Origin of the sequence: Actinobacillus porcinus (genome assembly GCF_901764995.1) — a bacterium.
Taxonomy (GTDB): domain Bacteria; phylum Pseudomonadota; class Gammaproteobacteria; order Enterobacterales; family Pasteurellaceae; genus Exercitatus; species Exercitatus porcinus.
Genome location: NZ_CABFKI010000001.1, coordinates 14,516 through 36,073, shown reverse-complemented (window position 1 = coordinate 36,073; position 21,558 = coordinate 14,516). Strand labels below are relative to the sequence as shown.

Annotated in this window: 12 protein-coding genes, 4 tRNA genes and 1 pseudogene; 8 read left to right on the top strand and 9 right to left on the bottom strand. The window is 42.9% G+C overall.

Annotation, left to right across the window (positions count from 1 at the left end):
• Window positions 1-69: 69 nt before the first annotated feature.
• From E7T07_RS00160 to E7T07_RS00150, 3 genes are all read right to left on the bottom strand, one after another.
• Window positions 70-145 (bottom strand) — tRNA-Val (locus tag E7T07_RS00160).
• A 61-nt stretch (window positions 146-206) separates the two neighbouring features.
• Window positions 207-282, bottom strand: a tRNA-Val gene (locus E7T07_RS00155).
• 51 nt (window positions 283-333) lie between these two features.
• Window positions 334-409 (bottom strand) — tRNA-Val (locus E7T07_RS00150).
• Between the two features lie 168 nt (window positions 410-577).
• Between E7T07_RS00150 and gltX the strand changes: the two genes are divergently transcribed.
• Both gltX and E7T07_RS00140 read left to right on the top strand, forming a co-directional pair.
• Window positions 578-2,017: a glutamate--tRNA ligase gene (gene gltX / locus E7T07_RS00145; RefSeq protein WP_135708925.1), complete on the top strand. Its 1,440-nt coding sequence runs from the start codon at window positions 578-580 to the stop codon at window positions 2,015-2,017.
• A 50-nt stretch (window positions 2,018-2,067) separates the two neighbouring features.
• Window positions 2,068-2,143: transfer RNA gene (locus E7T07_RS00140), tRNA-Ala, on the top strand.
• A 469-nt stretch (window positions 2,144-2,612) separates the two neighbouring features.
• Here the strand turns inward: E7T07_RS00140 and E7T07_RS00135 are convergent.
• The gene (locus E7T07_RS00135; RefSeq protein ID WP_135708924.1) at window positions 2,613-3,230 is read right to left on the bottom strand and encodes a YadA family autotransporter adhesin; all 618 of its coding nucleotides are present in this window, start codon (window positions 3,228-3,230) and stop codon (window positions 2,613-2,615) included.
• A 53-nt stretch (window positions 3,231-3,283) separates the two neighbouring features.
• Complete coding sequence (locus E7T07_RS00130) at window positions 3,284-4,609, bottom strand: hypothetical protein (protein WP_167874917.1); 1,326 nt, start codon at window positions 4,607-4,609, stop codon at window positions 3,284-3,286.
• A 28-nt stretch (window positions 4,610-4,637) separates the two neighbouring features.
• Between E7T07_RS00130 and E7T07_RS11160 the strand changes: the two are divergent.
• Window positions 4,638-4,805, top strand: a pseudogene (locus E7T07_RS11160) (glycosyltransferase); the annotation flags it as partial.
• Between the two features lie 12 nt (window positions 4,806-4,817).
• Window positions 4,818-6,275, top strand: coding sequence for a glycosyltransferase family 2 protein (locus E7T07_RS00125; protein ID WP_342773687.1), 1,458 nt, complete (start codon window positions 4,818-4,820; stop codon window positions 6,273-6,275).
• Window positions 6,276-6,361: 86 nt separating this feature from the next.
• On the opposite strand, the gene acrB is transcribed toward E7T07_RS00125, so the two are convergent.
• From acrB to E7T07_RS00110, 3 genes are read right to left on the bottom strand one after another with little or no spacing between them, the layout of a single operon-like run.
• Window positions 6,362-9,451 (bottom strand): multidrug efflux RND transporter permease subunit AcrB, encoded by a 3,090-nt coding sequence (acrB, locus tag E7T07_RS00120; protein WP_135708921.1) that lies wholly within the window; start codon window positions 9,449-9,451, stop codon window positions 6,362-6,364.
• 15 nt (window positions 9,452-9,466) lie between these two features.
• Window positions 9,467-10,663, bottom strand: a complete 1,197-nt coding sequence (locus E7T07_RS00115) for an efflux RND transporter periplasmic adaptor subunit (RefSeq protein ID WP_135708920.1) — start codon at window positions 10,661-10,663, stop codon at window positions 9,467-9,469.
• 27 nt (window positions 10,664-10,690) lie between these two features.
• Window positions 10,691-11,257 (bottom strand): TetR/AcrR family transcriptional regulator, encoded by a 567-nt coding sequence (locus E7T07_RS00110; protein WP_135708919.1) that lies wholly within the window; start codon window positions 11,255-11,257, stop codon window positions 10,691-10,693.
• A gap of 433 nt (window positions 11,258-11,690) precedes the next feature.
• On the opposite strand from E7T07_RS00110, the gene mutS reads away from it, so the two are divergent.
• The 4 genes from mutS to E7T07_RS00090 all read left to right on the top strand — a co-directional run bounded on the left by mutS (window position 11,691) and on the right by E7T07_RS00090 (window position 16,321).
• Complete coding sequence (mutS, locus tag E7T07_RS00105; RefSeq protein WP_135708918.1) at window positions 11,691-14,282, top strand: DNA mismatch repair protein MutS; 2,592 nt, start codon at window positions 11,691-11,693, stop codon at window positions 14,280-14,282.
• Window positions 14,283-14,395: 113 nt separating this feature from the next.
• Window positions 14,396-15,322, top strand: a complete 927-nt coding sequence (gene rfaD / locus E7T07_RS00100) for an ADP-glyceromanno-heptose 6-epimerase (RefSeq protein ID WP_135708917.1) — start codon at window positions 14,396-14,398, stop codon at window positions 15,320-15,322.
• Between the two features lie 16 nt (window positions 15,323-15,338).
• Window positions 15,339-15,776 (top strand): FMN-binding protein MioC, encoded by a 438-nt coding sequence (gene mioC / locus E7T07_RS00095; protein ID WP_135708916.1) that lies wholly within the window; start codon window positions 15,339-15,341, stop codon window positions 15,774-15,776.
• A gap of 155 nt (window positions 15,777-15,931) precedes the next feature.
• Window positions 15,932-16,321: a RidA family protein gene (locus E7T07_RS00090; RefSeq protein ID WP_135708915.1), complete on the top strand. Its 390-nt coding sequence runs from the start codon at window positions 15,932-15,934 to the stop codon at window positions 16,319-16,321.
• Between the two features lie 209 nt (window positions 16,322-16,530).
• Here the strand turns inward: E7T07_RS00090 and E7T07_RS00085 are convergent, their stop codons facing one another.
• Window positions 16,531-21,354 carry a S6 family peptidase gene (locus tag E7T07_RS00085; protein ID WP_135708914.1) on the bottom strand — a complete coding sequence of 1,608 codons (4,824 nt, stop codon included), beginning with the start codon at window positions 21,352-21,354 and terminating at the stop codon, window positions 16,531-16,533.
• Between the last annotated feature and the right edge of the window lie 204 nt (window positions 21,355-21,558).

The window sequence follows — 21,558 nt, the reverse complement described above, 5'->3', positions numbered from 1 at the left end:
GAGTAAATATCAATAGATGCGCAGTATAACGAAATTGAATTTGAAGTTCAAAGGAAGATAAGAAAGAAGTGGTGGGCGATACCGGTCTCGAACCAGTGACCCCCTCCTTGTAAGGGAGGTGCTCTCCCAACTGAGCTAATCGCCCTTAAAATTTTCAGCTTTACACTAGCTACAAATTTTATGGATTTAGATTTTATGGCGTTAAGTGGTGGGCGATACCGGTCTCGAACCAGTGACCCCCTCCTTGTAAGGGAGGTGCTCTCCCAACTGAGCTAATCGCCCACTTAAAGAGCCTTAAAATCAAGGGAAACAGCGGAACCACATAAGTTGAAGTGGTGGGCGATACCGGTCTCGAACCAGTGGCCCCCTCCTTGTAAGGGAGGTGCTCTCCCAACTGAGCTAATCGCCCGCTGTTGTGGGGCGTATTATATGGATTTATCCTTGCTCGTCAACTTCTTTTTATAAAATTTACATTAAATGGCTCAAAAATAACCATCAGCAACGAAATTTCTATTAAGCATTGCCTTAAAAAAAGGTACAATAGCCCACAATTTTGTCATGAATATGGAATATAAGAATGAAACTAGAAGCCTTATTTGATTTAGATCCTAATGTAAAAGTGCGCACCCGTTTTGCGCCAAGTCCAACCGGTTATTTACACGTAGGCGGCGCACGCACCGCCCTTTATTCTTGGTTATATGCCAAACACAATAACGGCGAATTTGTGTTGCGCATTGAAGACACCGACTTAGAGCGTTCTACACCGGAAGCCACCGCCGCCATTATTGAAGGAATGGAATGGTTAAATTTAGCTTGGGAACACGGCCCTTATTTCCAAACCAAACGCTTTGACCGCTACAACCAAGTTATCGATCAAATGATCGAACAAGGCTTAGCCTATCGTTGCTACTGCTCAAAAGAGCGTTTAGAAGCATTGCGCCACAGCCAAGAAGCCAATAAAGAAAAACCCCGTTATGACCGCCATTGTTTAGGCGATCACACTCACAATCCTAATGAGCCACACGTTGTTCGTTTCAAAAACCCAACAGAAGGATCCGTCGTTTTTGATGACGCCGTACGTGGTCGTATTGAAATTAGCAACAGCGAATTAGATGATTTAATTATTCGCCGTACAGACGGTTCACCGACTTACAACTTCTGCGTTGTGGTGGACGATTGGGATATGGGCATTACTCACGTTGTGCGTGGCGAAGATCATATCAATAACACGCCACGTCAAATCAATATCTTGAAAGCATTAGGTGCGCCAATTCCAACTTACGCACACGTTTCAATGATTAACGGCGATGATGGTCAAAAACTCTCAAAACGCCACGGCGCAGTCAGTGTGATGCAATACCGTGATGACGGCTATTTACCCGAAGCTTTGATCAACTATCTCGTACGTTTAGGTTGGGGCCACGGCGACCAAGAAATTTTCTCGCGCGAAGAAATGATCGAATTGTTCGATATTCATTCCGTCAGCAAATCCGCAAGCGCGTTTAATACCGAAAAATTACAATGGTTGAACCAACATTATATTCGTTCGCTTGATCCAAGCTATGTTGCCAAACATCTTGAGTGGCATATGAAAGAGCAAGGCATCCCGTTCGAAAATGGCGTAGCCTTAGAAGAAATTATTCCTGTATTAGGCGAACGTGCAAAAACCTTGAAAGAATTAGCCGGCCAAAGCCGTTACTTTTATCAAGATTTCGACTCTTATGATGAAAAAGCAGCGGCGAAAAACTTCAAGCCTGAAGCCGTTGTACCCCTTTCAAAATTAACGGAAAAATTGACCGCACTTACTGATTGGACAGTAGAAAATATTCATGACGCTATGAACGCCACCGCGGCAGAGCTAGAAATCGGCATGGGCAAAGTGGGGATGCCATTCCGTTTAGCGGTAACCGGTTCAGGTCAATCGCCATCAATGGATATTACCGCGAAGTTAGTCGGCAAAGAAAAAACCTTAGCTCGTTTGCAAAAAGCCATTGAATTTATCCGCGCGCAAGCGTAATTAGGTATTGACATAATAGGCGGTGCAATTTATTATACCGCCCATCACACGGGGATATAGCTCAGTTGGGAGAGCGCTTGAATGGCATTCAAGAGGTCGTCGGTTCGATCCCGATTATCTCCACCAAATCACAAAGCCTTGAACACAGTTCAAGGCTTTTTTGTTGCTATGATGTCACAGTTGAGCAACGCTAAAATGGGGTTGGTGAGCCTGTCGAACTACACTAAATTGACGTGTCATAGAATTAAGGCATGCTGATGTTTTGTGCTTATAAAATATACTATCTTATACCTAGAACGCAAAATGCGTACTAGGTTACGCATAGTTGAGTTACGCATACTTGAGTGGCTTTGCCACACTAATTCTCAGCCCCAAAGGGGCCGATTTATGCGTAACCCAGTATAGCTCTGCCATGCTGGGATAACCAATATACGGCTAACAGCCGTACAAATCTACTCTTTTTACCCAATTGCCCCTGCTGAAATGAAATGTTGAGCTTGTCACCCCCACCAACCCAAAACAAAAAGAGCTGATTTCGATAAATCTCAAAATCAGCTCTTTGTTTTACGGTTTTAACTTAAGGTTATGGCGTGGATTACCACATATAACCTACACCCACAGTACCCATTACATCACCACGAGAGTTCGCGCTACCTGTTAACTTCAATTTAATTTTGCTGTTATCAGAGAGACGTGAATAACCCACTGCAATGGCGTTCTCGCTCTTATACGCACTTGCAGCTGCCGCAATCATTGAACGACCGGCTACGTGTACTTCCGGGATACCTGCAAGAGCCGCTGCGCCCGCGATACCTGCGCGAAGGTTTTTATGCTCACGATCCATTTTTTGGTACACATCCCCAAAACGTTGGTTAATGTTATTTTGTACGCCTTTTAATTGGCTCACATTAACCGCATCGGCGTCTTTCACACCCGGTGCGACATTGGTAATGCGTGTTGGTGCATCTGCTGTACCTACGCTTAACTCGTTGGTCTTGCTACCGTCCGGATTGGTTACCGTTGAGCCGGTTAAGGTAACAGGGCCGATATTGACGCTATTTGCCGTTACACTATCAAACTTAACATCTTTCTTCGTTTCGATGGTGTAGTTTAAGCCCTCTTTGGTGATCTTCATATTATCACCGGCGGTCATTGTAACCGTATCACCCGGATTTGCCTTGCGCTTTATATTGGGCAACCATTCCGCTGACATAACCGATAGGGTCGTAGATTTTTAGGGCTAGTGCTTCAACAGAAAACTCATCTTTATTTAAAACGGTATAAGGCTTGTGCTTGTTGCCCCAAAGAGACTGAGCCTTGGTTTTCTGAGGTAGCTAAATAACCGATGGCTACAGATTTACCTGATTGCACGCCTTTTGAATAAGGATCAAGGAATGAACGGGTGATTGCGCCCACACCAATAGAGATAGAGTGATTGGATAATGCCGTTGCTACAGGACCGAGCGCAACAGAACCTTCGCCTTGTGCGGTGGTTTTCGCACCAATGGCAACTGCTGCTTCACCGCTTGCAGTAGGTGCCCAATTGATGTCTTGCATGGAAGTTGTAATACGTTCGGCATAGGCATTATTAGAAATTTCCTGACCTCTTGCTACGGTAATTGGGGAGCGATTAATAATCGCTATTTTTGAGACATCACTTCTTCCATCCTTTTTAATTGTCCCGTCCAAGTTAAACTCTACTAATGATAGATCCATCGGAATTTTATCCGCTCCCATTGCAATGCTCGCGGTACCGCTTGCACCTGTTGGGGTCGTTTGGCTTGCTTCAGCAAAAGTAACGGGTGTTAAACCTGTTACATCTACATCAGTAATTTTTTCAGGGTTAAAACGATCGCCTCTTGTCACCTTAGCGAGATTGTTAGTATCTTTGTATATCTCGCGCGTTACTGTAACTTGGTTACCATTTTTGGTTGTAGTGATTTTGGTGTAGTAGACACCTTTATCGCCCTTGCTATCATTTTTCGTATCAGAAGCAACCCACTCGACCATAGTCGTTGAGACATTTGAGCTATCACCAATGGTAATACCGCCATTCCCTACTGTGGTTACATTATAACCCGCTGCAAACGCACCTTCGCCCTTAGCCGTAACATTCACACCGGCAGTGACCGAAAATTTGCCTGTTGCGCCCGCTGAATCGGTTAATTTGCCAAGGTTGGTATTTGGATCGCCTGCGCCTTGCGTGCCTGTGCCATCGTTGGTGTGGAAGTAAACTTGACTTGGAAGTGCGGTTAATTTGCCGTCAGTTACGGTTAAAGTTGCCGGATCATAATTTAACCTTAAACCAGCAGGTGTGATATCTAACGGCGAACTTGTGCCGTTAAGTTTAAGCGAGAATTTATCGTCTTTAGTAACGTTGAAGATATTCTCATCATAGTCAAAATCTAATTGGTAATCCGTGTTAAAACCGATACCTTGCGCATTTTTGTTTTCAGTCGTTGCCGTAGTTCCCGTTGCTTTTAAAAATGACTTATTAGAACTTACTGTAGTCGTGTTGTCGGTGTCTTGGAACACGAGATATTTTATATCTTCACAAGAAGAAGAATTAAAAAACTCAGAAGGAGCACCCAAATAGTCACAATCGGTAAATAATGCAAGGCTATCCGGCGCACGTAATGCGGGGCTTTCGCAGGCAAGTGGCGATTGGTTGCTGTTTGTGGACGGCGATGATGTGATGATTAACGACAGCGATTTGAATGTGTTGTTGGATTATGCGGAAAGCAATCAATTGGATCTGCTGAAAGGGCTGTATTTATTGAGTATTCCCGATGTGCCGCCGATGGTGAAACAGCCGGTGTTGGCGGCGGTGGCGCAAGGGCAGAAAGCCATTATTTCAAGCCTTGACTTTGCCGAGCAAGCCTTTGGCACGCATTATTTTGCCCATATTGGCTGCTATTTTATCCGCCGCACAACGCTCAAGCGGTTAAATTTAGCCTTTGTTTCGCCAATGCCGATGTGTGAAGATATGCTGTTTGTTTATCAATTGCTCAGCAGCAATGTCAAAATGGCGGAAGTGCCTTTTGTGTTTTATCACTATCAAAAGCGTGAAAATTCCCTTTCTACTGCGCCGATTTCCATTGAGAAAACCAACGGCAAAGCCTATTTTTTGGATTATTTGCAGGCGATCAGCGTCCATTATCCACCAACTCGCCATTTCGATTATGTGCGGGATAAATTGCGTAGCATTATTACCCAAAATCATTCGGTGTTGCGCTCGCAAGGCGTGGATAAAGCCTTGTTAGAACAGCAGCCTTATTTTAAATGGTTACTCACTTCGACCCAATTTGCCGATTATCAAGCCAAAGAAGCGGCGTTGGCGGAGCAGCAAGTTGGTCGTGGCTATTATCTCAACCCAAATGCAGAAAAAAACGACCGCACTTTTTCAGCCTTGCTACCCAAACCGCCGGAGATTGACATTAGTTTTATTGTGCCGATTTACAATGTGGAAAAGTGGCTGCCCACTTGTTTGGAAAGCATTTTGGCGGAAAAGGTGCGCAAAGAGATTATTTTGATTGATGACGGTTCAACGGATAACAGTTTGCTTATCGCCTTAAATTATGCGGTGCGTAATGAGGAAATTGTGTTGGTGCGCAGTAAAAACGAAGGGCTGTCGGCGGCTCGCAACAAAGGCATTAAGCTGGCGCGCGGTAATTATGTGCATTTTGTGGACGCTGACGATTATTTGATTAACCAAAATCTTGCCGAGTTGCTGCAACAAGCGGTGGAAAATAACGCACAGATTGCCAATATGCAATATCGTAGTTTGCTCAGAACATCGACGCTACTCACTAGTGAGTATGGTTTACCAAAGGTAAACCATCGGGCGGCGGATTTTTACCCGCTTTTGTTGGCGCACAATACGCAAATGGTGTGGAAGTATTTGATTAAACGTAGCTTTTTGGAAAAACATCAGCTGATGTTTGAAGAAGGCGTTTTTGCGGAAGATGTGGCGTTTAGCTGCAAACTCTTTTTATCCGATCCGAATGCCAAGGTGATCGAAAGCGATTTGCTTTGCTATTATTACCGTGAGCGTGATGGCTCGTTGAACCAAACCATCAACGGGCGCAATAAGATGATCAAAGGCTTTTGGGCGACCATCGATATTCTCGAAAACTGGCTGAACCACCAACCCCACCAAGCGCAAATCCGCCCGTTGGTGGCACAAACCCAAGCCCACTGCCGAAATGCAGCTAAGCGTTATCAGGATAAAAACGTACAGGTTTGGTTGGAGGAGTGAATATAGGGTTTACTCGTTTCTAACCTCGGAATCTCAGAAAAAACGACCGCACTTTAAAGTGCGGTCAAAATTAAGGGATTTTATGATTAATGATGTTCGCCTGTGCTAATACGCGGTGCGTTTTCATCAAATACCGGTTCAGGTTCATGGTTGGAACCTAAGTAGGTGTAAATCACCGGTAAAACGAATAAGGTGAACAGGGTACCAATGGCAAGACCGGCAACCACCACTACGCCCATACTAAAGCGCATTACCGCGCCTGCGCCTGAGGCGTAAAGCAATGGGATAAGACCGGCAATCATCGCGGCGGTGGTCATTAAGATTGGGCGTAAACGTAATTTTGCCGCTGTCATAATGGCTTCCATTTTGTTTTTACCGTGATTGAGCTGTTCTTCTTTTGCCACTTCACACATCAAAATACCGTGTTTGGTAATTAAGCCCACCAGTGTAATTAAACCTACTTCCGAGTAAATATTGAGCGTCACGCCGGTGACACCAAGGAAGCTGAGCAAGTTCAACACCAATAATGCCCCTGAAATTGCCAATGGCACGGACACTAAAATCACCAACGGATCGCGGATAGACTCAAATTGGATCGCTAATACCAAGAAGATAATCAATACTGCCAACACGAAAGTGGTCGCAAGGGAATTCCCTTCTTGCACTAACTGACGCGCTTCGCCTTTCCAGTCGTAGTTATAACCTTGCGGTAACTCTTTTGCTGCGTCTTGCAACCACGCAATGGCATCACCGGTGGTTGTGGTTGGCGATGGCACTAACTGAATTTCCGCCGAGTTCAATTGGCTGAAACGCGGGAGTGAATAAGGTTGTGGTTCAAGGGTCATTTCAAGCAAGCTGCTTAATGGCACGCTTTCGCCGTTAGACGCATTAATGTAGTAATTTTTCAAGCTTTCAGGGGATAAACGATTTTCCCGTTTCACTTGGGCAATCACTTTATAAGCACGTCCGTCCATATCCACACGTGTAATGGTGGCTTCGGATAAGTAGCTGCCTAAGGTATTGGCAATTTGTTGCATAGAAATACCATAGGTTCCTGCTTTTTCTTTATCCACGGTAATGCGCATTTGTGCCACGTCATATTTCAAGGTTAAGTTTGAGTACACAAATTTCCCTGATTTGCGGATTTTATCTAAGAAAGAACCCGCCACTTGCGCCAGTTCTTTGGTGCTGCTTGGTGAAGTTAACACAAAAACTACGGGCGGACCTTGTTCCCCGGTGTCAATTTCAGGGAATGAGAAGGCTGAAATAGACACTTCAGGAATGGCGGCTGCCTGTTTGGTTAAATCTGCCATCACTTGCGCTTGGCTGCGCGAACGTTCAGACCAATTTTTTAAGGTCGTAATTACCAACGCTTGGTTGGTATTTGGCGCACCGGCAATCACCTGCGAATATTGTTTCTCAGGGGTGTTATTTAAGATTGCTTCATAAGGTTTGGTCGCTTGTTGAACATAATCCACGTTCACATTAGACGGCGCCGTCACCATACCTAAGAACGCCCCTTTATCTTCCGCCGGCGTTAATTCGCTAGAAAGCGACATAAACAAGGTTGGTAAGGTGGCAAAAATAATCACCGCAAAGACCAATACCGTTTTACGGGTTTGCATCACCAAACCTAACACGTAGGTATAAAGGTTGGTCATTTTGGTTAAAGTGCGGTTTACTCTTTCTTCAAAATTCGAGCTTTCGTGTTTCAACATTTTGCTCGACATCATTGGCGAAAGGGTTAACGCAATGATCCCTGAAATGAAAACGGAACCGGCTAAGGTTAAGGCAAACTCTTTAAACAGCGTACCGGTAATTCCGCCCATTAACGCCATTGGCGAATATACCGCCACAAGGGCAATGGTCATAGAAATAACCGGCACCGCGATTTCGCGCGTTCCAATAATTGCCGCACGGAACGGGGTTTCCCCTTCTTTGATATGACGGTCAACGTTTTCCAGCACCACAATGGCGTCATCCACCACCAAACCGATGGCGAGAATCATCGCCAGTAAGGTCATTAAGTTCAGGGAGAAATCCAATGCTTGTAGCATAAAGATAACCCCGATCAATGAAATTGGAATGGTGATAATTGGGATTAAAATGGCACGCAAGGAACCGATAAACATCATAATCACCACTAATACGATCACCACCGCTTCCACAATGGTGTGAATTACGTCATTGATTGAGCTGTTAATGGCAATAGTGCGGTCATAAAGAATGTCGGATTTAATACTGTTCGGTAAGTTCTTTTTAATTTGTTCGTACAATGGACGAATTTTTGCCGCTACATCTAATGGGTTCGCGCTTGAAGTCGGTTCAATCCCCAATACCACCGCATCAGAGCCGTTCGCTGCCGCACGCGTGGAATCGCTTTCTTTATCTAATTCCACATCCGCTACATCGCGTAAACGTACTAATTTATCCCCATCGGAATAAACAATTAAATTGCCTAAATCTTCGATGGTATTTGTGGTGGTTTCTACTTTGTTACGGTAAACCGTGAAATAGCCATTGTCGTTACCGGCTGCCGCTTGTACGTTATTACTTGCTAAGGCAGAAGCAACTTGACTTGCAGACAGGTTTTGCGCCGCCATTTTTTGTGGATCCAACCAAATACGCATGGCGTATTCTGCTGCCCCATAAACATTGACTTTTGCCACACCTTCTACGGTAAACAATTGTGGTTTTACCACGCGTTCAATATAGTCCGTGACTTGGCTTGGATGTAATTTATCCGACACAAAGCTGATATACATCAAACCGGAACCACCGGTTGATGAAGTCAATGTTGGGTCTTCAATTCCGCTTGGCAGTTCTGAGCGAACAGATTGCACTTTGGATAACACATCTGCCAAGGCTGCCGCCGGATCCGTATTTAACTTCATTTTTACGGTGATATTAGAAGAACTTGGTGCACTGGTGGATGAGAGATAATCAATATTATCGGCTTGTGCAATAGCTTCTTCTAACTTTGACGTTACAAAGGCTTGAATTAAGCCTGCGTCTGCCCCTGCATAGGTTGTGCTAACGTTAATCACCGTAGTCGTCATTTTCGGGTATTCGCGCACAGACAATTTGGAAATCGCTTGCAAGCCAAGAATGACGATCAGCAAGCTAATAGAAATTGCCATAATGGGGCGTTTAATAAAAATATCTGTAAATTTCATTGAATGATTCCGAAATTAAAGATTAGTTTTTGCGGCGGGTTGTACCGTACCAACCCCTTCTTTGTCTGATACAACAACTAAACTGCCATTGCTCAAACGTTGTTGACCGCCTGTCACGATAATATCGTTGACTTTGACATCATCCCCTTTTAACTGTGAATAAATGCCTTGACGGTCTTTGGTAAAGACAGTGATTTGTTGCGCACGATACATTTTGCTTAGATTTTCGTTATCTGCAAATTTGGTTTTATCTTCATCAGATAAGGGTTTTAACACATAAGCGGTTTCACCATACATATTGTAGGTAATTGCCACTTGAGGGATCACAATTTGATTACTTTCCGTAGGCAACGCGACACGTAAACGAGTGAACATACCTGAAAGCAATTTTGCCCCATCTTCCGGTGCAAATGTTGCTTGAACATCAATTAAACCGGTGGCTTTATTAATGGCCGGTTCAATGGCCGTGATGGTGGCTGCAAAAGTTTCCCCTTGACGGGCATCGGATGTTGCCGTCACTTTCTGACCTAATTGCAAATTCTCAAGCTCATTTTGCGAAATCGAGAAATCCACTTTCATAGCACTAATATCTTCCACACGCACAATGGCTGTGCCTGTTGCCACATATTGCCCTTCATTCACTTGAACAATACCGGTTACCCCATCATAAGGCGCCACAATTTTACGGCGTTCAATGGTGGCTTTAAGAGAGTTTACATTGGCAACCAACTGATCTAAGGTGGCTTTGGCGTTGTCCAATTCCGTTTGTGAGATGCTTTGTGACTTAATTAAGTTGGCATAGCGTTGATAGGTTAGACGTGCCGCCGGCACTTGCGCTTCTGCCGCGCGTAAACTTGCCACTTCCACATCATTATCAAATTCAACCAACACATCGCCTTTTTTCACGGTTTGGCCTGATTGAACCAAGATTTTTTTAATCGTTCCTGAGGCTTGTGCGCTGAGCATTGCCCCTTGATTTGGGCGTACAAGACCGGTGGTATTAATCACCGGCGTCCATTCGCTTGGCTTCACAATCACAGCCGTTACAGGATTGGCTTTTTCAGGCATATTCGCAATGGCTTTGCCAATCATAATTTCTTTGAATTTATTCAAACCAATGACAAGGGCAAAGACCAATACCGCTACCGTTAAGCCCACTTTCAAAAAGAAAGCGTGGGAACGTTTGGGTTTATTTGTTTGAAGTTGGGTCATAAAAACTCCGTTAAAAGAAAATAAAATTTATTTTTTAAGTGCGCGCCACGTTCGTTCAATGACGCATTCCAAATATTCTTCCGTTAAGTGAAGGTTAAAGTAAATACGATCGCTCGCTAAATGAATAATACTTCCCAAACCTAAAGAAGATAATGCTGCTAATGGCAAATCACACATTGCCCCGGCAGCCACTGCCTTTTGGCAAAATAAAGCCCAATGACTTTGACTTTTCATTTCAGAGCAAACGTTAACAAAAGAGGGCAGAGAAAAATACTGGTGAATATTCTTCACCATAATGGGATTATCCGAAAAATAATGCCAAATATTCCACCATATCGTTCGATATTGCTCAAAATAAGAACGTGTTTCGTCATAGTCTTTTTCCAACTCTTGAGAAAAGAGTTGCAATACACGGCGAGCCAGCTGTTCAAGCAATTCATCTTTGCTTTTAAAGTAAAGATAAATGGTTCCGGCTGAAATCTTTGCTTCCTTGGCAATCTTATGCATAGAGAGGCTATGAACCCCGCCTTCTGCAATTAATTGCTCTGTGGCTAAGAAAATCTGCTCCGCCATATCCAGTTCAGATCGACACATAATTTGAGATTTCATAGTAGATTAAAGAAAATTCATTCAATGGTAAAAATGCCACTGAATGAACGTTCGTTCATTTTAATGATTTTTAGGTTTAACGCAAGAAAAAGCGCGGTGAAAAAATAGGAAATTTTATTGAAATGCTATGGGATTGGGGATAGTTGTACGGGCGAAACATCTTTCGTCCTGATGTTCAGTGATTATTTTGGTACGGTTCGCCCCAAAAATCCCGGCATGGCAAAGCCATACCGGGTTACGCATAAATCAGCCCCTTTGGGGCTGTGAATTAGGCGAATGATGGGCTAAAGCCCATCCTACGACTTGAACATCAGTTCCCCTTTCATTTACAATTTCCATTCGATATTCGGCAAGCTTTCTTGGTTTTACAGCGAGAAACCCATCGTCCGATAATAGCCCTATTAAACGAGTCAACATAATGAATTTAAATGAAAATTTAACACAACATACCCCAATGATGCGTCAGTATTTAACCATTAAAGCAGAAAATCCCGATGTTTTGCTGTTTTATCGTATGGGGGATTTTTATGAGCTTTTTTATGACGATGCCAAAAAAGCGGCGGCGTTATTGGATATTTCTTTGACCAAACGTGGGGCTTCGGCGGGCGAGCCAATTCCTATGGCGGGAGTGCCTTATCATGCGGTGGAAGGCTATTTGGCGAAATTGGTGCAACTGGGCGAGTCTGTGGCGATTTGCGAACAAGTTGGCGATCCTGCTTTGGCGAAAGGGCAGCCTGTTGAGCGCAAAGTGGTGCGCATTGTGACCCCCGGCACCGTCAGTGATGAAGCCCTATTGCCGGAACGGTTAGATAATCTTTTAGCCGCTGTTTATCAGGAAAAAGAAAAATTCGGCTTAGCCACCTTGGATATGACATCGGGGCGTTTCCAAATTTCTGAGCCGGAAAATCCGGAAACCTTGCGCGCGGAATTACAACGCCTTGCCCCGGTGGAATTGCTCTATTGCGAAGATTTCGCGGCAATGACATTAATTGAACATGCCAAAGGCTTGCGCCGCCGTCCTATTTGGGAATTTGAACCGGGCACGGCAGTGCAATTGCTTAATCGTCAATTTGGCACCAAAGACTTAAAAGCCTTTGGGGTGGAAAAGGCGATTTTAGGGCTTTGCGCAGCAGGCTGTTTATTGCACTACGCCAAAGAAACCCAACGCACTGCCTTGCCCCATATTCAAAGTATCAGTTTGATTGAAAACACGGAAAATATCCAACTGGATGCGGCTACGCGCCGTAATTTGGAATTGACGCAAAATCTTGCAGGCGGCACAGAAAATACCCTTGCGGCGGTATTAGATAAATGTGTGACCCCAATGGGAAGCCGTTTGCTTAAACGTTGGATTCATCAACCCATTCGCCAAATTTCCAAATTACAACAACGACAAAATACCATTAAAGCTTTGCTGGAACAGGATTTAGTCAGCGAATTACAACCGCACTTGCAACAAGTGGGCGATATGGAACGAATTCTGGCGCGCGTTGCCTTACGCACCGCCAGACCGCGGGATTTGACCCGTTTACGCACCGCCTTGGAACAATTGCCTTGGATTAACCAACTTCTCAAAACATCGTCAAATTTAACCGCACTTTCTAGCATAATTGGCGAATTTAGCGAACTTTTTGACTTGCTTCAACGAGCCATTATCGACACGCCACCGCTCTTAATTCGTGATGGGGGCGTTATTGCAGAAGGCTACAACGCGGAATTAGACGAATGGCGTTCCCTTGCGGATGGCGCAACTCAATATTTAGAAGAATTGGAACGCCGCGAGCGGGAAAGTACAGGCATTGACACCCTAAAAGTCGGTTTTAACGCCGTACACGGCTATTATATTCAAATCAGCCAAGGGCAAGCACACAAAGCGCCGATGCACTATGTGCGCCGTCAAACCTTGAAAAATGCGGAACGCTATATTATTCCTGAGCTCAAAACCTACGAAGATAAAGTGTTAAAAGCCAAAGGCGCGAGCTTGGCATTGGAAAAACAGCTTTATGATGAAATTTTCGACCAAATTTTACCGCACTTAGGCGCGCTGCAACTTTCTAGTTTGACCTTAGCGGAATTAGACGTGCTTGCTAACTTAGCGGAACGCGCGGATACCTTGAATTATGTGCAACCTGAGTTCAGCCAAGACATCGGTTTGCACATTGAAAATGGGCGTCATCCTGTGGTTGAGCAAGTGATCAAAGAGCCCTTTATCGCCAACCCCGTGCAGTTGAATTCAGCACGACATTTATTGGTCATCACCGGCCCGAATATGGGCGGTAAAAGCACCTATATGCGCCAAACGGCTTTAATTACGCTCATGGCGCATATCGGCAGCTTTGTTCCAGCGGAAAAGGCGGTAATCGGGCAAATTGATCGTATTTTTACCCGAATTGGTGCAAGTGATGATTTAGCGTCAGGGCGGTCAACCTTTATGGTGGAAATGACAGAAATGGCGAATATTCTTCACCAAGCCACGGAAAAAAGTCTGGTTTTAATTGACGAAATCGGACGTGGCACTTCTACCTATGACGGCTTATCCTTGGCGTGGGCTTGTGCAGAATGGTTGGCAAAAAAAATCCGCTCGCTGACGCTTTTTGCCACCCATTATTTTGAGTTAACCACCTTACCGGAGCAAATCGCCGGCACCGCAAACGTGCACTTAGATGCCTTAGAACACAACAACAGCATTGCCTTTATGCACAGCGTGCAAGAAGGCGCGGCAAGCAAAAGCTATGGTTTGGCGGTAGCGGCGTTGGCAGGGGTTCCGCAAAATGTGATCAAATTGGCAAAACAAAAATTAGCCTATTTGGAAAAAGTCAGCGCGCAAAGTGCGGATAAAAAAGTGCAAGATTTGCGTAACTTGCACCAATCTCAAGGGGAATTGGCGTTATTGGAAGAAGATGACAGCAAAAAGGCGATATTAGAAATGCTGGAAAAACTCGATCCCGATGACTTAACCCCAAAACAAGCGTTAGCGTATTTGTATCAGCTAAAAACCTTGTTGTCCTAGGAATTTATTTTTAGGATTGGCAACAAAACACCGATATTCAACGAAAAAAATGACCGCACTTTGTTAAGATCGATTACAATAGCGGTAATTCAAATAGCAAAAAGGACAAGATTATGATTATTGTAACCGGCGGCGCGGGCATGATTGGCTCAAATATCGTGAAAGCTTTAAACGATATGGGGCGTAAAGATATTTTGGTGGTGGACAATCTCAAAGACGGCACAAAATTCATCAATTTAGTGGATTTAGATATTGCGGATTATTGCGATAAAGACGATTTCTTAGCGTCCATTATTGCCGGCGATGATTTAGGCGATATTGATGCGGTTTTCCATCAAGGTGCTTGCTCGGCAACCACAGAATGGGACGGCAAATATTTAATGCACAATAACTACGAATATTCCAAAGAGTTGTTGCATTATTGCTTAGATCGCGAAATTCCGTTCTTCTATGCATCCAGCGCCGCGACCTATGGCGATAAAACAGAATTTGTGGAAGAACGCCAATTTGAAGGCCCACTAAATGCTTACGGCTATTCCAAATTCCTATTTGACCAATATGTGCGCGATATTTTACCTGAAGCCAATTCTCCGGTTTGCGGCTTTAAATATTTCAATGTTTACGGCCCACGTGAACAGCACAAAGGCTCGATGGCAAGTGTGGCGTTCCATTTGAACAACCAAATCAACAAAGGCGAAAATCCAAAATTATTTGCCGGTAGCGAACATTTCTTGCGTGATTTTATTTATGTGGGCGATGTGGCGGCGGTCAATATTTGGGCGTGGCAAAATGGCATTTCAGGGATTTTCAACTTAGGCACAGGCAAAGCGCAAAGCTTCAGAGAAGTGGCGGATGCGGTCGTGAAATTCCACGGCAAAGGTTCCATTGAAACCATTCCATTCCCGGAACATTTAAAATCCCGTTATCAAGAATACACGCAGGCAAATTTGGGCAAACTTCGCGCCGCAGGTTGTGATTATCAATTTAAAGATGTGGCAACCGGTGTAGCGGAATATATGGCGTGGTTGAATAAAAAGTAAACAGATACTAAAGACTATGAATATTTGTATTATCACAGGTAGTACGCTCGGTGGAGCGGAATATGTGGGCGATCATTTAGCGGATTTGTTAGAACAACAAGGGCATCAAGTTCAAGTTGAAAATCAGGCAAATTTAGCGGATGTGTGCGATCAATCTTTGTGGTTAATCGTGACATCCACCCACGGCGCGGGGGAATTGCCCGATAATCTCAAACCGTTGTTTGCACAAATCAATGCGGAAAAACCGGATTTATCTGCGTTGCGCTACGGTGTAGTGGGGTTGGGAAATTCCGATTATGACACGTTCTGCTTTGCCGTGGATGAAGTGGAAAAGGCGTTAAACGCCCAAAGCGCGGTCAAAATTTGCGACTCTTTGCGCATTGACGTGAGAAACATCTTCGACCACGAACAAGCCGCGGAAGAATGGTTACCGAGTTTTATCGATATGATGTAATTATTGCTCAAAGCTGAAATGGCGATTGGTGAGCTTGTCGAACCATAAGCCATTTCAGCGACTGCACAAGACTAACGTTTCGACAAGCTCAACGAACGTCTTGTTCTTGTGTAACGGCTATACAATATCAATAACATGAAAATAAAGGAAAATTTATGACAAAGATTATTCATACAGAAAAAGCCCCGGCAGCAATCGGCCCTTATGTTCAAGCTGTTGACTTAGGCAATATGGTATTGACTTCAGGTCAAATTCCGGTTAACCCGGCGACAGGCGAAATCCCAACAGATATTACGGCACAAGCGCGTCAATCTTTAGAAAATGTGAAGGCTATTATTGAGCAAGCCGGTTTAACCGTTGGCGATATTGTAAAAACTACGGTATTTGTGAAAGATTTAAATGATTTCGCGACCGTTAATGCGGAATACGAACGTTTCTTTAAAGAAAATAACCATCCAAATTTCCCGGCGCGTTCTTGCGTGGAAGTGGCACGTTTACCGAAAGACGTGGGCTTGGAAATTGAAGCCATTGCTGTGCGTGGTTAATCACACTTCATTTCATAAATAAATTTTATAAAAAAATAACCGCACTCTGACAACACAAAGTGCGGTTATTTTTTGGTGTAATAGACAAATCGTGAGATATTGTCTATTACAAATTATTTAAATAAAAAAGTTGCTAACATTTAAACTAACTAAATATTAGCAACTGTTTTGTCTGTTATATCACAGCGTTACTCTTGTCTCTTTACATTTTACCAGTAATAACCCACTTTCAATCCAGCATAACGCCGTCTTTGTATTTCTTTACTAGAAATTACTCCTAAGTTAGCATCAACAGACCAATTGTTGCCTTTAAAGGTGATGCCAAATTCATGATTAAGATGGCGATCTAATGTCTGAATTAATGGATTTCCATTTACTATCACGGCATTTTCAATATTAGAATGATGACGAGCATCCACATAAATCGTACTTATGCGTGGTGTAATGGTCATGTTATCGAGCATAAAATCACGAGAAAGAGATAAACCTGCTTGATAGCTTGTAAATGTGAGTGGTTTAAGTTGTACATTTGCGCCATTAAGCGTGTAATTTTCCCCTGATAAACGATAACGCTTGATACCAAAGGACGGTAGAATTTTCCATGATTCTAACTGCCACGCTTTGGCAAAGTTAATACCCAATGCAGAAACATCTCTATTGATATTTTTGCGTTCGCCATCTAGCTGTAATTCATTTTTAGTTTGACCATAGCTTGCTTCAAGGGTTGAAAGCCAACCATTTTCAGATTGTGCTTTTAAGTAAAGCGTTGCCATATTTAGCTTTCCTTTACCTTGCGCTTGATCATAATCTAACGATGAATTTACGGAGGAAAGTATCGACCCTAAGCGGAAGTGCTTAGAGAGTTCTCCTTCCACACCTAATTGCGTTAAGGTGCTATCTTTCTGGTATCCTCTATAATTATCAGAGTCTGATTTAATTTGTTGATAGTCGTAGTTTACCCATACCGATAAAGGTTCATATTTCGGCGTAACCAGTTCTCGGTGAAGATTGCGTTCTACTTGTAGCAAAGCACCAATTTGGGCTGAAAGTTCAGATAAAGCGGCATTAGCATAACGACTGATCCCATTTTTTTGCGTTTTCATTACATCATATTCTTCATCTGCAGTCTCTGGCTCTCCAGAAGTCAAATTGACCACAGCATTACAAATTCCTGCAGACTCCGTTTGTAAACACAGTTTCTCAGCTTTAACCAGAATATCTTTAACCATCAAATCAACAGCTTCAAGTTTAGCTTCCGCATTCGCTTTCTGATTTTGCGCATGTAAAATTGAGCGATCAAGTGCTTCAATGGTGGTTTGAAGCTGGTTATATAAGTTAGTATAGCCACCTAACTGTTTTTGTAAGTTAGTGAGCTGTTTACGTGCTTGAGCTTTTGCAATAAAACGAAACCACGGTAAGCTATTTACTTTGGCTTGCTGTTCATCTACTTGTTTTTGTGCTTTATCCTTGGATAATTTAACACTTTTTTGCTCAGACTGAACTTGTTTTACTTTATTACTTAATTCTACTACTTCTTCAGCATAATCTTTAGCAGATTGCTGCGCTTCAGTGAGCAGTGACTGAATCTGTGAGTAGTTATTATTGATTTGGGCATCTCGTAAAGGACTATATAAGAAATAGTCATTATTTTGGTTTTTGAGTATGTAACGATAGGTCCCAAGATCAACATAACCATTTTCATTCAATGAAAGTTTGAGCGATTTTGCATTTTGGCTACGGTTATCTACGGTAAATAGACTGATGGGTAGAACAGAATTAGGTTCTGCCCCAGTATTTGTCATAGAAAGAGAGAAACTACCCGTAGCTGTGCCATTTACCGTAACATGATCGCCTTTTCCGGCAGTCACATTTGTTAGGTAAATAAATTGCCCTTGACCGGTCAGATCACCGTTAATAGTCAGTTTCTGATAAGCATTATGGTTATTAGCCGCATTGAGATCAACAACACCACCATTTAAAACGAGGCTTCCAATACTACTGTTACCGCTCATTAACCATTGGCCATCATGTTCAATGGTGGTTTTGGTTTCTTTATCAGCGGTGATTGCACCAGATAAAATAGATTTACCAATATGCAGTTGAGCATTGTGCCACAAGCGAACATTACCTTTAGCTTGTAACGTCGGGATGCTATCGTAAACCTCTTTTCCCACAGTTGGCGTTTGACATATTGTTGCACCTGTATAATCCGATCTTTGACAAATAGGCGTATTGCCCTGTACGAAACCTAATTGTAATAAACCGTTTTGTGCTGCATAGAAACTACCTGTCGCAAGTTCCGCATTACGCCCAAAGATCAGTTTTCCATCATGGTTTGCGCTAAAGGCATTGGCTCTAAATTCACGATTGAGCCATTTATCATCATAAACAATCTCTTGATTGTTAATAAAGTCGTAAGCATGTGGAACAGGTCTTCCCGAAAGAATAACCGCTCCATTATTGACTTTTAGTTCGCCGTTTAGCTTCATTCCACCCGTCATTACCAGTGTATCTTTGGCATCTGTTGGTGCAAAGGTAACATTCATTTTGCCATTTGTGCCGCTGGTTTCACCAAGTACTCCTGCAAATGTTTCAATGTGGCTATTGGCATATTGACGAGATAAAACGGTTTTAATTGCTTCATCCTTGTTACTGCCTAAAAACTCCCAACTTGCATTACTCGTTTGGTTTGTTGGGTAGAAGCTATTTGCGTTCCCACCTTCCTTGAGGACAAAATAATCAGTGCGATTTCTAGCGTGGTTATTGATATATTCATAGATATCTGCACCACTTTCGCCCCACTTTCCCCACGTTAAATGAGCGACTTCTTTTTGATATAGTGCCTTTGTTACTGCTGTAAAGAGATCACTACCAATATATTGCCAATGCGTATTGCTGGTTTGAGTGGTTGGGAAAGCACTATTCGCATTACCATTTTCTTTTAATGTGAAATAATCGGTGCGGTTTGCTGTTTTGTGCTCATAAATATCCGCACTTGTAGAACCTGACGTTCCCCAAGTGAGTTCTTTAGCCATTTTTTGAGCAAACGCTGTTTCAATGGCATTGACTTTATCACTGCCAATATATTCCCAACTTTCGTTACTCGTTTGATTTGTTGGGAAAAACTGGTTCGCGCGACCATTAGTTTTTAAGACAAAGTAGTCCTTACGGTTACCAGCATGGGTATTGATATACTCATAGATATCCGCCCCTGATGTTGCCCATTGCCCCCAAGTTAATGTTTCAGCCAGTTTATTGGCTTGAACTAGGCGTACAGCAGCTTCTTTATCGCTACCAATATACTCCCAACTTGCATTACTGCTTTGGTTCGTTGGGTAATAGTGATTTGGGTTCCCGTTGTTTTTTAGCACAAAATAATCTTTACGGTTATTATGATGGGTGTTGATATATTCATAAATATCCGCTCCAGCCTTCCCCAAAGCTCCCCACGTCAGATTTGTATCAATATTTCCATTGCCTCGAATAATAAGGTTAGCGGTCTGATTATTGTTATGATTTACAATTTGTGCACCTTCATCTCGATTGCTAATCACCGTGGTATTAAAGGTTGTACCGTTTAAATCTAAACGACCGCCATGATAGCCAAAAACAATGTTTTCAGGCTTGATTTGGCTATCATCCGCTAATACAACCGTTGAGCGTCCACTGACGATTTCAACTTTGTTAAAGGCTTGTTTTTGACCATTAGCATCGCTATTCATCGCAAGAATAACGGTTCCATCGCCAACGCTGATGTCGCCTTGGTTTACACCGGTACCACTCACATTCAGTGTGCCTTTCCCTAATTTTGATAGACGATCACCTTCAGGGTTTTTAAGTTGCCAGTTTACGGTTTTATTTTCAGCAACAACGACACCAGCCCCCACCCAAGTTGTATTGGAAGTTGCACCTTTAACGGTATAATCTGTTTCAAATTCTAAAGCACCGGCACCTTGGTGGATATTTTGGCTTGCGGTAAGAACGCCTGATTTTCCTGTAAAAATAACAGATTTACCGTGATTAAGTGCTAGAAATTCCTTAGATGTATTAACACTATCATCATCTTTAAGATCCACTTGTAGGCGTTTACCGACGCCACTAATTTGGCTGGTATTTCCTGTTGGAACCCAGCTAAATGAAGCACCTGTTTGGGTATTATTTAGCGTTCCGGCATATGTTTCTTTAACTTTTTGATCCGTAAAATCTTGTTTAGCAAGGGTGTACCACATCTTGCTGCTTGATATACCTCTTGCTACGCCAATAAATCCCCATTGTTTCTTTTTCGCATCATAGGCTAGCAAAGGAGAACCACTATCTCCAGCTTCAATCATAGAAGGCATTGCTCCTTGAGCATTGTTAAAGCTACGTTTAAAATAGAGAACGCCTTTTCCAACGGTATCTGCAAAAGCGGGGAGTGTTCCCCCTGTAAGATATTTGTAAGCGCCCGATAAATTTGTTTTATCATCAGGCGTTGTACCTTGATATTGAGAGCCGGAACCTAGCCTTACATAATCTAAAAAATGAGTAGGGTTACGATAAGCTGTGGCATCTTCGCCATAGTAATGAATAGGTAAAGGTTCAGCTTCAGTGACCAATTTATTTAAGCGTGGTGCGTGATAATCATCATAGCTAGTAGAATGTGTCTCGGCAAAATTATTGCGTGCAACCACGAGGTAGTTATAGTCTTGATTTTGAATATCGTTATAGCCAAAATTTATTGTGGTATAGCCGGTATTATGCGCAACGCTAGTGATAAATTGAGGATTAACTAAGGTTGCAATACCATTTTTACTGACTGCACTAAAATCAGGCATTGGTGTTTTAGTCATAATTGTGCCTAATACAGCGCCTGATGTGCTATGAACTGCAATGTTTTTAGCACCTACTGTAAATTTGCCTTTATTTTCGGCAAAGTCACGATAGTCTTGGTAATTGATATGATTGGGTACAGTGCTTGCATAGGCATGATTGTAAATGACGCCTGAGACAAGTAAGGCAAGCAGAGAATAGCGAAATGAGCAATTATTATGCATGTTATGCCTCCTTAAGTAGCTTGAAGAGATTTTAATGCAATATTCCCAAATGAGAAATAGATAACTGAGACAATTAAATTTAAATGAGTAGAGAATAGACGTAATCTATAGTGAATTAGTGCCTATTTGACGATATAAGTAGAAACTCTACCTTATCAGAAATTTGATAACCGCACTACTCCAGTGCGGTTTGCTTTTAGAGAC

Coding starts and splice junctions, on each gene's coding strand:
- gltX (WP_135708925.1), top strand. CDS start 578: ATGAAACTAGAAGCCTTATTTGATTTAGATCCTAATGTAAAAGTGCGC.
- E7T07_RS00135 (WP_135708924.1), bottom strand. CDS start 3,230: ATGTCAGCGGAATGGTTGCCCAATATAAAGCGCAAGGCAAATCCGGGT.
- E7T07_RS00125 (WP_342773687.1), top strand. CDS start 4,818: ATGGTGAAACAGCCGGTGTTGGCGGCGGTGGCGCAAGGGCAGAAAGCC.
- acrB (WP_135708921.1), bottom strand. CDS start 9,451: ATGAAATTTACAGATATTTTTATTAAACGCCCCATTATGGCAATTTCT.
- E7T07_RS00115 (WP_135708920.1), bottom strand. CDS start 10,663: ATGACCCAACTTCAAACAAATAAACCCAAACGTTCCCACGCTTTCTTT.
- E7T07_RS00110 (WP_135708919.1), bottom strand. CDS start 11,257: ATGTGTCGATCTGAACTGGATATGGCGGAGCAGATTTTCTTAGCCACA.
- mutS (WP_135708918.1), top strand. CDS start 11,691: ATGAATTTAAATGAAAATTTAACACAACATACCCCAATGATGCGTCAG.
- rfaD (WP_135708917.1), top strand. CDS start 14,396: ATGATTATTGTAACCGGCGGCGCGGGCATGATTGGCTCAAATATCGTG.
- mioC (WP_135708916.1), top strand. CDS start 15,339: ATGAATATTTGTATTATCACAGGTAGTACGCTCGGTGGAGCGGAATAT.
- E7T07_RS00090 (WP_135708915.1), top strand. CDS start 15,932: ATGACAAAGATTATTCATACAGAAAAAGCCCCGGCAGCAATCGGCCCT.
- E7T07_RS00085 (WP_135708914.1), bottom strand. CDS start 21,354: ATGCATAATAATTGCTCATTTCGCTATTCTCTGCTTGCCTTACTTGTC.